Here is a 13,786-nt window from a genome sequence, read left to right as displayed (position 1 = left end):
GCCGTGAATCTTGAATATGGAGCGGGTATGAAGAGAAAATTGCCTTCTAGCCTCGTTGAGTAAACCGTGATGTTATAACGAGAGAAAGAAGACGATCGGCTATGAAGTGTGAACGGTGCGGGGATACCACCAATGTCGAGCGTTACGATATTGATGGCTTCACAGGCTATCTATGCGATGATTGCCGGGATGTGTGGGATGAAATCCGCAACGACAGCTGAATCCTTTGTACTTAGCGAAGCGACTTTGCACGACGAGAGGGATTCTCACATCTAATTCAGAGTGAAACAGCCACTCAGTAGGTGTGCGTAGTTAGCAGCCGATTCTATTTTATTCGGCCAACACAAAACTTAGATTATATATCAGTCCAACAGACAAGTCTACTGTAGCAAAATTAGTCGAAACCTTTCCATTCTACTGGATCTTGAATCTCGACGTTTTCAAGACCGCTAACAAATTCCTCGATAACCTCCAGTAACCAATTTCGATCGTGGAGTATCCGATGAAATTCTTCGCCGCTTACTGCATCGCTGTCGGTTGGCCCCTCAGAAATATTCTCCTCATCAGCAGTCACAGACCAGTGCACGAATTGGCTATCATCAATGTGGATCTCATGCTTAAATAGTGATATTTCCGAATTTCCCAGAGTTGTAAATTTGAATTTTATATCCGCCATATCAGCATCTTGTCGTCCATCTAACACTGACAAGGAGCATTTTCCACTCTCATAGTGATCAACCCAACCAATACCGTATCTCAATGCTCCATCTTCTGGTCTGATATACTCGAAATCGCGCGGGTGTTTATCAAATTCTCGAAGTGATTCTTTATGCCCTGACACTTCAGAAATTGATTCGTAGTATTCCTCATAGCTAATCTGCCCTATTTCTTCTTCAACCAGCTCAGGGATATCCTCACCGACGTTTACTGGTTCGTTGTTTTGTAGTACTTCCTCAGATTCTGGAGAGAGTCCATTTCCACCACTGAAGAAGTCATCCGGATCAATATTGACTTCTCCTGCAGGTCCATCGCTCGGCGGTGATTTCGAATCTGATTGAAGATCAACATCTGAATTCAGACGGTTGAGATCTTCAGTCAGTTCTTCTTCCTTCTCTTCTGTTAGCCGGGGATGTTTCTTAATGAATTTACGAAGTTCCACCTCCTTCTTTGGTGGTAACTCCCCACCAGAATTAGTGGGAATACTCGGGGCTTGGTCAATTTCGACATCACCCGGGGATTCTTCATTTTCAAAATGAAGGTCACCTAAGATACGGAGTGGACGACAGAGACTATGTGGAATTTCGATCTCGTCTCCCTCATTGGGAACCAGATATCCCATATCTCGCAGCAGCCGCCGTGCTCGGTTAGTGATCTGGTATGTGCTCGGACGACCATGGTCGGGGTGGGGCTTCCAACGAATGAACCATCCCGGTTTCGTCGTCGCATTCCGGAGGGTCGGCATTGTTAGGCATTTATTCTACTATCATATGAACTTCAGGTTCTTCGGTTCCAAGCCCTTGAGACCGGTTTCTACGAGGAGCCATAATCTATCCAGTAGGTCTTTGAGCTGTGTTCAACAGCGCCTTCGAAAACGCCTTGACTTCTGTCAGAATTGACGTGATCGATACAGAGGTTGTACTTACCGACACCCAAATCTGTCACAGGCTGAGGGTTTCAACCCGGTCAAACAATTCCAATTTTGCAGGATACCGAGCCGACTACGATAATACGTTAGTAAATAGTACTAACTGAATAGATCGGAGACTGAATACCTGCTTTCGTCTCATCTACGCGTCACCGATATTGTTGAGCGCGCTGTTCAGCTCGAATAGTTCTTGGACGACGTCGCTGTCCGCGACTCGATACCGGCTCGGTGATGTGTTCGGTACTTCCTCAATAAGTTCGACCTCAAGCAGGAGATCAGTATAGTTGCCAACGGTTTGGCGCGTGACGCCAGCGTGCTCTGCAAGCTCGGTTTTGTTGAACTCGCGGTTCGGCGGGAGGTCGAGCAACGCGTCTACCAGGATGGGGACTGCGTCGTGCCGCGTAAGATAGAGCCACCCGCTGGGATGCTCCTTCCGGAGTTCCTTCTTCGCCCCTCGGTCGTCTGCCTGCTCCATATTGCTCATACAGAGAATAAACTCCCCTGCGTGTATAAGTGTTTCCACTACCGTTAACTGTCATTAACAGAGTTTATATAGAACGTGGATTATCCACTTGGTATGGAGAAGCCGTCGGTGAAATGTTCCCTCTTGGCGACGATGATAGCGAAACACAGATGGGGCACACCTATCACAGAGGACGCTCTCCTGAATCTCTCAGCAATCGATGATGACTATCCGACCGCCCGTGAGGTCTACGCTGACCTGCGGAGCGAACCCTACATCACCTACCGTGGAAACCGCGGTATCGAACTCGACAAAAGCAACTTCGACAAACTCGCCGACGTCCTCTACCACGAGTGTAACTGGGAATCTTGGGAGATCAACAGCCGTTTAAAACACTACGAAGGCATCAACAATCACGACTGGGCATGAGGAGCGTAATCCTGACTCTGGAGGTCAATCCTCCTACTCTCAACATACCCTCACACCCCCATTAGTCAAATAAATTAAAAGGGTAGATGGTAATAGTCTTCACAGGACTCGGGAGTCAACTGTGAGAGAGAGCATAAACGACGAAACAGAACAAGACGACAACAGGGCAGCGGAGACTGATCAGTATCTTGTTGAGGAAACTCCAGAACAAAAGCCCTCCCGGCAACAAGAACTCGATCATTCACCTGTGAAGTACACAACGGGGTACGATGCGTTCGGTGACACTCGTGTCGGGATCGGAAGCGCTGGCGGCGATATTGATAAACTCATCCGACACAACGAAGGCCGGCATCGGTCCGACGGAAACCACAGTACTCGTGAAGCTGCTCGTGACAAAAAGCGTATTACTGAATCGTTCTGCTCTGCTCTTGATCTTCCGACCCACCAGCAACGTATGGCGGTTGCTGCGATTACAACGATGAATCTGGATCGGTTTGGTCGGCAGAAACGGCTTGGAAAAGTTGCACTAGCAACAATTAAAGTGGTTGTCGAGTGGGACCGATCTCGGCGATACCCTGACGATGTCTTGTCCGATCTTGATGCGGATGACTTGCCGACACGGATGCTTGACGATTCAGACTACCGAGATCTACTAGATGAGCGTGATGTTTCGAAAGCGGATCTATATAGTGTGTCCCAGCTCGTCAAGCGAGAATTGAAAAAAGAGGCATTTTTTGGTCCGGATGAGTGGGACGAATCAGACGCTGCCACGGACACTAGTACCAAGGGAGAAGGTGGTTGATACAGTCTGTTTGCCATATATGCGCTATAAGAATCAATACTTCATCTACTATTCCTTCAAGTAATTTCTGTTTAAGTATTCCTTGCGACAATATGCGCAGTGAGGGTCGTCGGTTCCGCCATAAGGCGGAGAGACGGCTTGGCTGCCAGTTAATGCGCGAATTGTCTCCCCAAACCATTCGGGGTCCTTCGAAAATTCTGATCCCCTCTTCGGGTTTCGAAAGAGGCTTCGATGCCCATTACGCGCGGGAGATTGATCGCTTCGCCCAGTCAGGCGAACCCCTTCGTACGTACCTTAGTCCGTACGCGCGATTCGCGCCCGCATCGTTCTCGTCGTTAGCCAGCGACACCCCATAGAGGTCCTTCGACACATCGCCGAGAGGTATCAGTCCTTGTCGAAGCGCTGTTTCGTCGGGTCTCAATCACCATAGCACATATCGACGCGGCTAGTGGCAACGCTGGCCAACGTTCGATATGTTCTACTGGCAGCCACTGGCTCCCAGACGGCGACGAACTGTTCCAAACAATCCATTCGATAGATGTCCGTACTCATCAACCTCGACCAGACGTATCTCCCGCTAATCAAACAACACGCCCGTGACCGCTGGCACGAACGAACCCCTGCAGACCAACCGCTCGCATCAGCCTGGTTCAGCGCCACACCCGTTGACGCGCCAGCAGCCGAGTGCAGCCACGCACGGCTCTACGAACCCACAGACGCACTGATGCTCGTCCGTGATGGGTGGCTACGAACCGTACTCATCAACGACGGCCGCCTCCAACACAGCGGCCTCGTGATGTGCGATGCGTGCGATGACCTCATAGACCCGATCACTCACACGCACTGTCCCACCTGCGGTAGCCCACAACCCGCCGTCCAAACCTGTGGTCAGGTCACCGTCGTTCACGGTGGTGAGAACCGATGAGTAGCCCGCCGTTCATCCACATTGACGAGTTCGACGGAACGAACGGGTTTGTCAAGACGAAAGCGTTCGTCAACTACACCATCGATCTCCGAAATCACGAACCGCACCAGAAGGTCATGCTCGGGAACAGCGACAGAGGCGATGTCCAGCGACCCTGTGTGGTGTTCAACGACGATATCACACTTGACGAAGGCTGTGGCTACATGTTCGGCGGGTTCGACAACCAGTGGGATGACGGCGAAGAAATCCAATTAAAACTTTCAGAAGGATCCTGGGTCCGGAAGATCTACGACCCGGACGAATAATAGCACGCATGCCGCACCAGCCTTCTCGCAACACCCACGACTTAGCCATTCAAATCTTATTGGTCAGACACTAGCGAAGCGGTTCGCCACATCGAGTCGGATTACACCTGGGGATTCAGTGTGAAACAGTCGGTAAGTGGGGTTGCATGTTTCCGGCAGACTATTATTTACATCTCTGATAGAATACGCTATGGCTGTCCTGTCGGCGTCGCCACTATTTGTACTCTACGTCTGTTTGTTCACCGTGGCTGCACTAGCCTGTTTTGTAAGCCTCACCCAACTTCAGCGTATCACCGACTCCGACACGCGACGTGGATTATGGGCACTCCTGCTGACGAGCGGTAGCTGGGCGACTGCCCATGTTGGATTTCTCGTGTCCCCGACGACGGAACTCAAACTCGGGTGGTATACAATTGGACTAGTGGTGGGTCTCGCAGCTGTCGGCGCATGGCTCTATTTCTGCTCTGCGTACACCGGTCGGACGTACCACCAAAATCCGACATATCGTCGCCTTGCTGTCGTTGTCTACGTCGTACTTGTCGCGGTGAAGGTCACCAACCCTCTCCACCATGCATATTTCACGACAACAGCCGTTGCCACCCCGTTCCCCCATCTATCTGTGTACACAGGTCCGCTTCACTGGACTGCAATGGGGCTCTCGTATGCACTGGCCTTTGTCGGCTACTTCATGCTACTAGAACTGTTCACCCAAATTGACCTCGACACACGTGCGCTCTTTGCGCTCGTTGGAATCACCGGGCTCCCAGTCGTGTTCGACATCGCCGGGTACACGACGCCTCTCCTCATCGACATCACTTACGAGCCGCTCGGAGTGGCCGTCTTCGCTGTCGGTGTCGCATTCGTCTACATTGATCGGTTCGACGCTGTGCAACTAGCCGGTGAACGGGACGTACCAATCATCGCGCTCGACGCGGACAACCACATCCGAGACACGAATCGTGCTGCACGGACCTTGTTTCCCGACCTCGACGGTACAGAGGGTATCCATCTGGAGACGATACTCCCCGAGGTGGCCGATTGTCTCGATAGCGATAACCCGATTCTGAAGCTGCAGCAGGAGGGTTCCATACGGTATTACCGTGTTACAGAGGCCCCCTATGGGACGGCGAAAGCTGGGCTCGGTCGGACAATCGTACTCACCGATGTGACCGACCGTGAGATGTACCGTGAGGAGGTAGAGCGGCAGAACGAACGTCTTGAACGGTTCGCTAGTTTAGTGAGCCACGACCTCCGCAACCCGCTCAATGTGGCCACTGGCCGGTTCGAGTTGCTGCGCGAGGAGGAAGGGATGGCAGCAGATAATCCCCATGCGGAGGCTGTTGATCGGGCCTTAACCCGGATGGACGACCTAATTGAGCAAATTCTCACGCTCGCCCGTGAGGGAAACCCGGTCGATCAGTGGGATGCAGTGTCACTCTCGTCGGTTGCAAGCAGCTGTTGGAAGATGGTGGAAACAAATACTGCGGAATTGCGGGTCGCTGACGACTTAGAGTTCAAAGCGGACCCGACCCGTCTGCAGCGACTGTTCGAAAACCTGTTTCGAAACGCTGTGGATCACGGTGGCCCGGATGTGACGGTCACGGTTGGTGCGTTGCCTGACCAGGAAGGATTCTACATATCCGATGATGGCCCGGGGATATCCGAGAGTGACCGTGACTCCGTGTTCGAGCCGGGATATACAACCCGCGAGGAGGGGACTGGGTTTGGGCTCGCTATCGTTGACGAAATGGTCGGTGCGCACGGGTGGGAGATTGAAGTGACTGAGAGTGATGTTGGTGGAGCTCGGTTCGAGATTACCGGTGTTGAAACCGTGGCGTGAACCCGTACTGAGTGAAGTGGACCGCTCTGCGAACTGTATCCTCTGTACTTACAGACCTTCCCCATATCTATCACGGGCTGAGGCTTTCAACAGAGCTAGATCCGGGTGCATCACCGAGAGTCATGTGCAACAAGACGTTGGAGTTCGTCAGGAATGTCGATAAGCCAGAGTCAAGCACTCTCGTCCGAACGACTTTACCAGATGCCTCGCTTCGAGAATGGCGACCGTGTTCGGGTAGACATTCCCGAGGAAACCGATCCCGATCACGATGAGCTACATGGGAAGCACGGAACTGTCGTTCGAATACTCGACGACGATGCCGGAGAAACCACGGGGAACGAACGAGACAGCCTGCTCTACCGGATCGAGATCGAGGACGATCAGATACACGACTTCCGAGAACACGATCTCCGACCGCCGATAGAGTAGTCAAAGGTCGTCTTCAGAGAACACCAGCCGAGCGCTGTTCTCGGTGAGCCACTCCGAGTGGTCTTCGTACTCGGGGTCATGCTCCGCGACGAGTGACCAGAACTCCGAGCTGTGGTTGGCCTCCCAGAGGTGGGCGAGTTCATGGACGACGACGTAATCGACGATCTCCGGCGGAGCCATCATTAGTCGCCAGTTCAGGCCGAGCGTTCCGTTCGAGGAACAACTTCCCCACTTAGTGCGCTGGTTCCGAACCTCGATCTGCTCGTACCCGACGCCCATCTGCTCCGCGAAGTAGTCCGCTCGTCGCTCGAACCGTTGTCGTGCGTTCCGTCGGTACAGCGTTTCCAGAGCGCGCTCGATGGAGGTGTCCTCGACGTGGTGTTTCGCAAGTCGAAGCGTTCCATCGACGACACTCGATGACGGGCGCTGTTCGACAACAACCTCGTGTTCCTCTCCGAGATACGGGAAGAACTCACCCTCCGCGAACCGGCGTTCTGGCACTTGCTCACGGTACTTCTCGAACCCTCTCGTCTTCTCGACGACCCACGCCGCGTTGTCGTGGAGAAGCTCGTCCGGCGTGACTGACGGAGACTCAGGAAGGACGACTGTGACGCCGTGAATATCCACGTCGATGCGGGGCTTCGAAGCGTCGGTGCTGTGGCGTACTTCGTACTTGATGGTGTTCCCCAACAGCTCGATCTCGTGGAGTTGTGCGTTAGCCATGGTTCTGGATGAGGTAGTTGCGTAGGGCGTCCACAAACTCGTCGTCCCGAATTAGGTGGCCGAGGTCGTGCTGATTAACTATCACGTCCAGCAGGATGCGTTCAATCTCCGAGATGGTCTGCTGGTTCGTCTTCCAGCCGGGGTAGTCGCGGTCAACGCGGTCATGAAACTGCGAGACGATCTCCTCAGCGATCTCCTCCGCTTGTTCCTCAGACTCGACAGCGTCGGGCGTCTCCTCGGTGAGGTGAGTGTAGATGGCGAACTCCGCGTCATCCATGCCTTCTTCCTCGGCATCTTCCTCGACGCTCATCACCGCGTCTTCGACCGACTTCAGTGCCTCAACAGCCTTCGGGTCGCTGATCTGCTCGTTCTGCCAGCGTTCGACTATGTCGGTCACGCGTTCGCTCAGGCGTTTGTACCGAGGGTTCTGGTTCTCCCGTGGATGAAGGTGTTCCCGAGTTGCGTGGGCGATCTGCGACGCCTTCACGCCGGGATTGTCGAGGTCTTCAACGTCTTCGAGGTACTCCTCCCCGAGCTTGTAGGTAGGGAATTCGTCCTTGATTTTTGTGATTTCGACGTTGTCGCTGATGATCTCCCGTGTCTTCTCCCGCATGTCCTCCTCGGGGTCGTCGTCGCCCGAGGTAGTGCGCTTGAAGGCGACATGGACTCGGCTCAGCCACTTGTAGTCGTCCTCGATACCTTCGCTCACCAAGCGACCATCCGGGGCGACAGCCTCGTAGAGGTTCTCTAGCCGACGGAAGCCCTGCTTGAACTCACGGCGTTCTGGATGAGTGCTTACCCGACTAACTGCCTCGTAAGTCGCTTCCTGCGTGTCGGCCTTCGGGATTCCGTCGAAGATCGCCATCACCGATTCGACCTGGTCAACGAGATCATCGAACAGTTCATCCTTGTCGCGGGCGGCGTACTCCTTCGTTTCAGCGTCGTAGTCCAGCGCCTCGTCGATGTTCTCGAACACGCCCTGGAAGTCCACGATCTCCCCGTTCTCCTTCCCCTCAGCAGGCCGGTTCGTCCGGGCAATAGCCTGCATGAGGTTGTGGTTCTTCAGGTTGCGGTCAAGGTACATCGTTTTGAGTATCGGCGCATCGAAGCCCGTCAGGAGCATGTTGTGGACGACGAGGAGTTCGGGATTCCCGTCCTCCTTGAATTCCTTCACGATCCTGTCGCGCTCCTCTGAGTCCGTGTGGAACTGCTCGATAATGTCGGGGTCGTCCTTCGTGGCGGTGTAGAGAACATCGACCGCATCCTCCCCACGCCGCTCGATGAGGCGTTCCCCGTACATCGCCGCCGACCGCCGACTCGGCGTGACGACCATCCCCTTCCAGCCGTTCGGGGCAACGTGCTGGTCATAGTGCTGGTCGATCTCCTCGACGGCGCGATCAACACGCGGCTCGATCTCCGCCAGCGTCGTCGCATTCACGTTGTCGCGGATGAACTCGCGCTTCTGCTCGGTAGTCATCCGCTGGAACTCCGACTCGAACTCTTCGTCCAGGCCCGTCTCGTCGATCTCCCACTCCATCTCGTGACGGAGTGTGAAGTACACCGGCAGAATCAGCCCGTCCTCGATACCCTGTTTCACGGAGTAGCGGTGCAGGTAGTCCTCACCCTCGGGAGAGAACTCCTGGAACGTGTTGCGGTCTTCGTGCTTCTCGCCCTCGCGGACGGGCGTACCGGTGAACCCGAAGTGGTAGCAGTCGGGTAAGGCCGCATCGAGGCGGCTACCGAGGTCAGCCTCCATGAAGCGGTGGGCCTCGTCGGACATGACGACGACCTCATCGTTTCCTTGGACGTCGGGGTCAACGTTCTCGAACTTCTGGATGGTCGTGAGAACCAGCTCGCTCTGCCCGCGCTCGATGAGTTCTTGCAGGTGGTCGATACTCTCCGCCTCCGTCCACCGCTCCAGCGAGAGGTTCGCCAGCTGGTCGCGCATCTGGCTATTGAGCTTGTCCGTATCGACGATGATGAACACCTGCGGGTTCTTCGCCACGTCGGAACGTTTGAGCAGGTTCTCGGCGGCGTACAGCATCGTGAACGACTTCCCCGACCCTTGGGTGTGCCAGATGAGGCCGCGTTTGTGGACACCTTCATCGACGCGGTCGAGGATTCGGTTCACCGCGTAGTACTGCATGTAGCGCGGGACGATCTTCGCGTCACCGCCAGCTCGTCGTTCGTAGAAGACGAAGTGCTTCACCAGATCGAGAAGCGTCGAAGGGTTGCACAGCGCCGTCACCGCCTGCCGCATCTCGTTATCGTCCTCGAACGTCGCCGGGGCGTCGTTCCACGGCTCGTAGAACTCCTTGGGCGCGCCGACAGCGCCGTACCGGAGTTCCATCGTGTCGGCGGCGACGTTGAACAGGCCGGGGACGAACAGCCGTGGCACGTCCTCCTGATACGCCAGCAGGTCGCTGACAGCGTCGTGCCAGTCGTTATCCTGTGCGAGACTCTTGAGTTCCATCGTCACCAGCGGAATCCCGTTGACGAACAGGTTCACGTCCGGGCGGATGGTCGTCTCGCGGGAGACGGAGAACTGATTCACCGCGTGGAAGCGATTGTCCTCAGGGTTCTCGTAGTCGATTAGGTCAACGTAGATCGTCTCGCTCGTGCCGTCGTCGCGCTGGACGGAGAAGGTCTTGCCCTTGGTGAGCAGTTGGTAGAACTCACGGTTGCCGTCCATGAGGTTCTCCGCATCGAGGTCGCGCTTCAGCGAGGAGATGAACTTCTCGACGTTCTCCTCGGTGACAGCGTCGTTGATCTCGACGACTTGCTCGGCGAGTAGGTTCCAGTAGATGACCTCGTGACTGTCGCGCCCATAGGCGTCGTCAAGGGTTTTCGCGCCTCTGTCGCCGTCTTGGCCGTGGGTTACCCATCCGACGCCGTCAAGCCACGAGAGGATGGAGCGTTCGACGCCGTACTCGGATGGGACGCTAACCATGTTGGGCGACTTCTTCGGGCACCTCTATGTTAGTGTCGGTAGTTTGGACTTTCCCCGAAAGGAGGTCTTGCATGAGACCGCGTTTGAGTCGCTGGAGATGGTTACGATATTCACGTTCAGACTCAAGGTGGTGATTAATGTCATCAAGCGAATCTACGATTGCTTGCTGTTCTTCCGGAGTTGGTACGGGGACTGGCAAGCGTTCCATCACCCCCACGTTGAAATTATCTTGTACACCTCCAGCTTTCCAAGAGTCAATGAAATCAAGCGCTTTCTCTGAATTGATGTAGTAACTATAGAACCGCTCGTTAACTTCCTCCTTTGGTCGGGAGATTATTAACGAGAAGCAGTTTGCGCCATCTAATTCAGCGGGGACGACACAGCTTGTTCCTGGTTCACCTGTCCGAACAGTAATCACATCGCCTTCGCGTAACTCTGAGCTATTCTGCTGTTCGTGAAATTCTTCAGATATGTATTTCAATGAGTCCTGTTCGATGTGATTTTCGTGAATATCTTGTGACCGTATGAACGGCACCCCTTCAGATGGTGAGACATAGGAGTCTGTCGCGCCTGTAACTACACCCACGGTAATTCCATCACACAAGTCAGCCGCCGACTCAATTTTCCACGACTCTGGTATCTTCCCAACTTGACTTTCTTGATGTGACTGGTGGTCAAAGTACCCCTTTGAAAAAACATCTTGCTTGAACCCCTTCTTGATACGACTCACTCTTCCGATAATCTCCTCAGTTTTCTCAGTTGCCCGGTCAACCGTGTAGAGGGCGGTGGCGATCTTGCGCTGTTCGGAGAGGGGTGGTATGTCGATCTCGAACTTCCGAATAATCCCCTGTCGAATGTTTTGTTGTCCAGAGCCTGCACGGAGAGAATAGAGACGGGGCTTTTCGTACTGCATCATCTGATGCAGAAATTCCGCATTGATAATATCCGTATTAGGGGATACACCACAACACGCCTGGTTAGTGGTTGCCTCTATCTCAAGTAACGCCGACTCACCCACAGTCGGCTCACCATACATTCCAATCAGGAGTGTCCCCGGCGGGAATCGTTTGGCAGTCGATTCTTCTAAACCAAGTTCTGTAATGTGCTTCTCAGTACTTCTGATATGTCTTTTTGTAAGTTCACCCGTCTGAACCCACGGAATATCTCCATCCCAATATTCATCATTTGAGGTTCTTGGTGTGCCTCCAGCATCTGTCCAAAGGCTGATTTCAGAAAGAGGCCTACGACCCCAATCATCCGGCCTTTCAGGGTTTTCCTCAGAACTCATTTCTTGAGCGGACTCGTCCAACTTAGCCTCCTCACTCATAGTTGAGAGCCTCCATGTGCCCCTTCATTGTCGCCTCAATCTCGTCACGCTCTGCCTGCAACTCACGTAGCTTCACCAGTTCTTCCTTCACGTCAATGTCCTCCTCTGGCTCGGTCGTATCGACGTACAGCGCGATATTCAGGTTGTAGTCGTTCTCTCGAATCTCGTCCAGCGACACCGTCCGACTCACGCGCTCCTCAGTCGCCCAATCGCGGAAGTTCTCGACTATGTGGTCAAGCCCGTCCTCGGTGAGTTCGTTCTGGTTCGACAGCTCCTCGTAGAAGTCCTCGTCGGCGGCGTGGATGAACTGCACTTCACCCTCACGCTCCTCCGCCTTGTCCGTATTCAGAACGAGAACCGCCGAGGGAATCGAGTTGTTCTGGAACAGGTTTTCGGGAAGGCCAACGATGGCCTCCACCATATCCTCCTCCAGCATATACTCCCGATACCGTGATTCGTGCTTGCGGAACAGCACGCCGTGCGGGGCAACGATGGCCGCTTTCCCACCAGCACCGTCCTGATCGGGACGCTTCAACTGCTTTGCCATGTGCATGATGAAGGCGTAGTCCCCTCGGTCAGCACGCGGGAGTTTCTCGTGCCAGTCGAAGCGTCCGTAGGGGTCGTCCTGAAGACTGTCCTTGTCCCAATCGGCGGAGAACGGGAAGTTCGCCAGCACGCGTTCGAAGCGCGTGAGTTCGTTCTCGTCGTCGTTTGTGAACGCGGGGGTGGAAAGTGAATCTTCGCGCTGAATATCCCCATCGAGGCCGTGGATGGAGAGGTTCATCTTCGCAATCGCGGCAATGTCGGGGTTGATCTCCTGCCCGGTGAACTTCATCTTCGACGGGTCGCCGCCCTGCTCCTCGCGGTAGTACCGCGCCGCCTCGATGAGCATCCCCCCGGAGCCGACAGTCGGGTCGTGGAACGTCATCCCGTCCTCGAACTCATCGACGAGCCGAACGCAGAGGTTGACGATGTGCGGCGGCGTGAAGAACTGCCCACCGGACTTGCCCTCCTCCTCCGCGAAGTGGCGCACCAAGTCCATGTACGCCTCCCCGAGCATGTCCGGGGGAACGCTGTCGCGGTCAAGGTCGTAGGTGTCCAGGTGTTCGATCAGCCGTCCGAGTCGGTCGTCGTCGAGGGCGTCGGCGTCAATGAAGTCAGCTCGGAAGACGCCAGAGAGTTCGGGGTTCTCCTCAACGAGCGCGTCGAAGGCCTCGTTCAGGGCTTGATCGACGTTGTCGCTGACGGCGCGGAGATCGTCCCACAGGTAGCCCTCGGGGACGACCGGAATGTCGTAGAGATTCTCTCTGCGGGCGAAGTCCTCACCGTACTCCTCGACGTTCTGTTCGTACTGCACCTCGAACTCGTCGGAGATGGATTTGTAGTAGACGAGCGGGAGGATGAACTCCTTGTAGTCGGTTGGGTCAACGGCGTCGCGGATTATGTCGGCGCATTTGAAGAGGTGAGATTCGAGTTCGTCTAAGGAGATGGCCATACACAGAGGTTCAAGCCAATCGATATATGCTCTGCGGTGAATTTGAATCGCTCTCGATTGAACCGTTCTTGAGATTCAAAACAGAATGACAAACCAGAAAGATTCAGAATCGACTGTTTAGTAAGACGTTCATTTGTTGTCGGAGTCGTTGCGAGGATCTCTCACAAGTTCGTGTAGGGCGGTCGGTTCGTGGTAGTAGCGAACCCACCCGTTTAGCCGCATCAGCTGCAGCCGATCGCGGATGTAGTTCGGGCTCTTGTCCAACTTATCAGAGAGAGAACCAGTCGTTTCACGACCCTCGCTAAGGAGGTCGATGATGGCGTGATCGGTGTCGTTCAGGTCGGCGGCGCTCTCCATCGTTATTGGCTGTGTTGGCATGGTGTTTCAACCTTGGTTTTGCATAACTACGGGTTAACAAATTGGGTAAGCAACTGTGCTTATCAGACATTTGGG

At 54.5% G+C, this 13,786-nt stretch carries 13 protein-coding genes; 6 read left to right on the top strand and 7 right to left on the bottom strand.

All coding sequences use genetic code 11. From position 1 onward, the window contains the following. Positions 1–394: 394 nt before the first annotated feature. Together BMZ83_RS16400 and BMZ83_RS11490 are read right to left on the bottom strand one after the other, a co-directional pair. Positions 395–1,339 carry a hypothetical protein gene (locus BMZ83_RS16400; RefSeq protein WP_143076946.1) on the bottom strand — a complete coding sequence of 315 codons (945 nt, stop codon included), beginning with the start codon at positions 1,337–1,339 and terminating at the stop codon, positions 395–397. A gap of 448 nt (positions 1,340–1,787) precedes the next feature. Continuing rightward, positions 1,788–2,129, bottom strand: coding sequence for a hypothetical protein (locus BMZ83_RS11490; protein ID WP_174955883.1), 342 nt, complete (start codon positions 2,127–2,129; stop codon positions 1,788–1,790). A gap of 93 nt (positions 2,130–2,222) precedes the next feature. On the opposite strand from BMZ83_RS11490, the gene BMZ83_RS11485 reads away from it, so the two are divergent. The 6 genes from BMZ83_RS11485 (at position 2,223) to BMZ83_RS11465 (ending at position 6,838) form a co-directional block, all read left to right on the top strand. Next, complete coding sequence (locus tag BMZ83_RS11485) at positions 2,223–2,537, top strand: hypothetical protein (protein ID WP_074878782.1); 315 nt, start codon at positions 2,223–2,225, stop codon at positions 2,535–2,537. A 121-nt stretch (positions 2,538–2,658) separates the two neighbouring features. Beyond that, positions 2,659–3,339 (top strand): DNA-directed RNA polymerase subunit epsilon, encoded by a 681-nt coding sequence (locus tag BMZ83_RS11480; RefSeq protein ID WP_174955881.1) that lies wholly within the window; start codon positions 2,659–2,661, stop codon positions 3,337–3,339. Positions 3,340–3,877: 538 nt separating this feature from the next. Beyond that, entirely contained in the window at positions 3,878–4,264 is a 387-nt protein-coding gene (locus tag BMZ83_RS16395; protein ID WP_143076945.1) for a hypothetical protein, read from the top strand. Continuing rightward, complete coding sequence (locus BMZ83_RS11475; protein ID WP_074878778.1) at positions 4,261–4,569, top strand: hypothetical protein; 309 nt, start codon at positions 4,261–4,263, stop codon at positions 4,567–4,569. The genes BMZ83_RS16395 and BMZ83_RS11475 overlap by 4 nt, the downstream gene beginning before the upstream one ends. A gap of 190 nt (positions 4,570–4,759) precedes the next feature. Beyond that, positions 4,760–6,409 carry a sensor histidine kinase gene (locus BMZ83_RS11470; RefSeq protein ID WP_074878776.1) on the top strand — a complete coding sequence of 550 codons (1,650 nt, stop codon included), beginning with the start codon at positions 4,760–4,762 and terminating at the stop codon, positions 6,407–6,409. Between the two features lie 201 nt (positions 6,410–6,610). Beyond that, a complete protein-coding gene (locus tag BMZ83_RS11465) occupies positions 6,611–6,838 on the top strand; it encodes a hypothetical protein (RefSeq protein ID WP_074878774.1) in 228 nt (75 codons plus the stop codon). Here BMZ83_RS11465 and BMZ83_RS11460 read toward each other — a convergent pair whose 3' ends face one another. From BMZ83_RS11460 to BMZ83_RS11440, 5 genes are all read right to left on the bottom strand, one after another. Next, the gene (locus BMZ83_RS11460; protein WP_074878772.1) at positions 6,839–7,561 is read right to left on the bottom strand and encodes a M48 family metallopeptidase; all 723 of its coding nucleotides are present in this window, start codon (positions 7,559–7,561) and stop codon (positions 6,839–6,841) included. Then, positions 7,554–10,511, bottom strand: coding sequence for a type I restriction endonuclease subunit R (locus tag BMZ83_RS11455; protein WP_074878770.1), 2,958 nt, complete (start codon positions 10,509–10,511; stop codon positions 7,554–7,556). The genes BMZ83_RS11460 and BMZ83_RS11455 overlap by 8 nt, the downstream gene beginning before the upstream one ends. Beyond that, positions 10,504–11,838, bottom strand: coding sequence for a restriction endonuclease subunit S (locus tag BMZ83_RS11450; RefSeq protein ID WP_074878768.1), 1,335 nt, complete (start codon positions 11,836–11,838; stop codon positions 10,504–10,506). Before BMZ83_RS11450 ends, BMZ83_RS11455 begins: the two co-directional genes overlap by 8 nt. Beyond that, entirely contained in the window at positions 11,831–13,333 is a 1,503-nt protein-coding gene (locus tag BMZ83_RS11445; protein ID WP_074878765.1) for a type I restriction-modification system subunit M, read from the bottom strand. The genes BMZ83_RS11450 and BMZ83_RS11445 overlap by 8 nt, the downstream gene beginning before the upstream one ends. Positions 13,334–13,462: 129 nt before the next feature. After that, on the bottom strand, positions 13,463–13,690 hold the full coding sequence (locus BMZ83_RS11440) for a hypothetical protein (RefSeq protein ID WP_074878762.1): 228 nt from the start codon (positions 13,688–13,690) through the stop codon (positions 13,463–13,465). Between the last annotated feature and the right edge of the window lie 96 nt (positions 13,691–13,786).

The sequence above is a fragment of the Halolamina pelagica genome (assembly GCF_900115675.1).
GTDB classification, from domain to species: Archaea; Halobacteriota; Halobacteria; order Halobacteriales; family Haloferacaceae; genus Halolamina; species Halolamina pelagica.
This window is presented reverse-complemented; position numbering and strand designations above follow the sequence as displayed.

Bases quoted from the DNA above. Each gene is read 5' to 3' on its own strand.
- BMZ83_RS16400 (WP_143076946.1), bottom strand. From the start codon at position 1,339: ATGGGATATCTGGTTCCCAATGAGGGAGACGAGATCGAAATTCCACAT.
- BMZ83_RS11490 (WP_174955883.1), bottom strand. From the start codon at position 2,129: ATGAGCAATATGGAGCAGGCAGACGACCGAGGGGCGAAGAAGGAACTC.
- BMZ83_RS11485 (WP_074878782.1), top strand. From the start codon at position 2,223: ATGGAGAAGCCGTCGGTGAAATGTTCCCTCTTGGCGACGATGATAGCG.
- BMZ83_RS16395 (WP_143076945.1), top strand. From the start codon at position 3,878: ATGTCCGTACTCATCAACCTCGACCAGACGTATCTCCCGCTAATCAAA.
- BMZ83_RS11475 (WP_074878778.1), top strand. From the start codon at position 4,261: ATGAGTAGCCCGCCGTTCATCCACATTGACGAGTTCGACGGAACGAAC.
- BMZ83_RS11470 (WP_074878776.1), top strand. From the start codon at position 4,760: ATGGCTGTCCTGTCGGCGTCGCCACTATTTGTACTCTACGTCTGTTTG.
- BMZ83_RS11465 (WP_074878774.1), top strand. From the start codon at position 6,611: ATGCCTCGCTTCGAGAATGGCGACCGTGTTCGGGTAGACATTCCCGAG.
- BMZ83_RS11460 (WP_074878772.1), bottom strand. From the start codon at position 7,561: ATGGCTAACGCACAACTCCACGAGATCGAGCTGTTGGGGAACACCATC.
- BMZ83_RS11455 (WP_074878770.1), bottom strand. From the start codon at position 10,511: ATGGTTAGCGTCCCATCCGAGTACGGCGTCGAACGCTCCATCCTCTCG.
- BMZ83_RS11450 (WP_074878768.1), bottom strand. From the start codon at position 11,838: ATGAGTGAGGAGGCTAAGTTGGACGAGTCCGCTCAAGAAATGAGTTCT.
- BMZ83_RS11445 (WP_074878765.1), bottom strand. From the start codon at position 13,333: ATGGCCATCTCCTTAGACGAACTCGAATCTCACCTCTTCAAATGCGCC.
- BMZ83_RS11440 (WP_074878762.1), bottom strand. From the start codon at position 13,690: ATGGAGAGCGCCGCCGACCTGAACGACACCGATCACGCCATCATCGAC.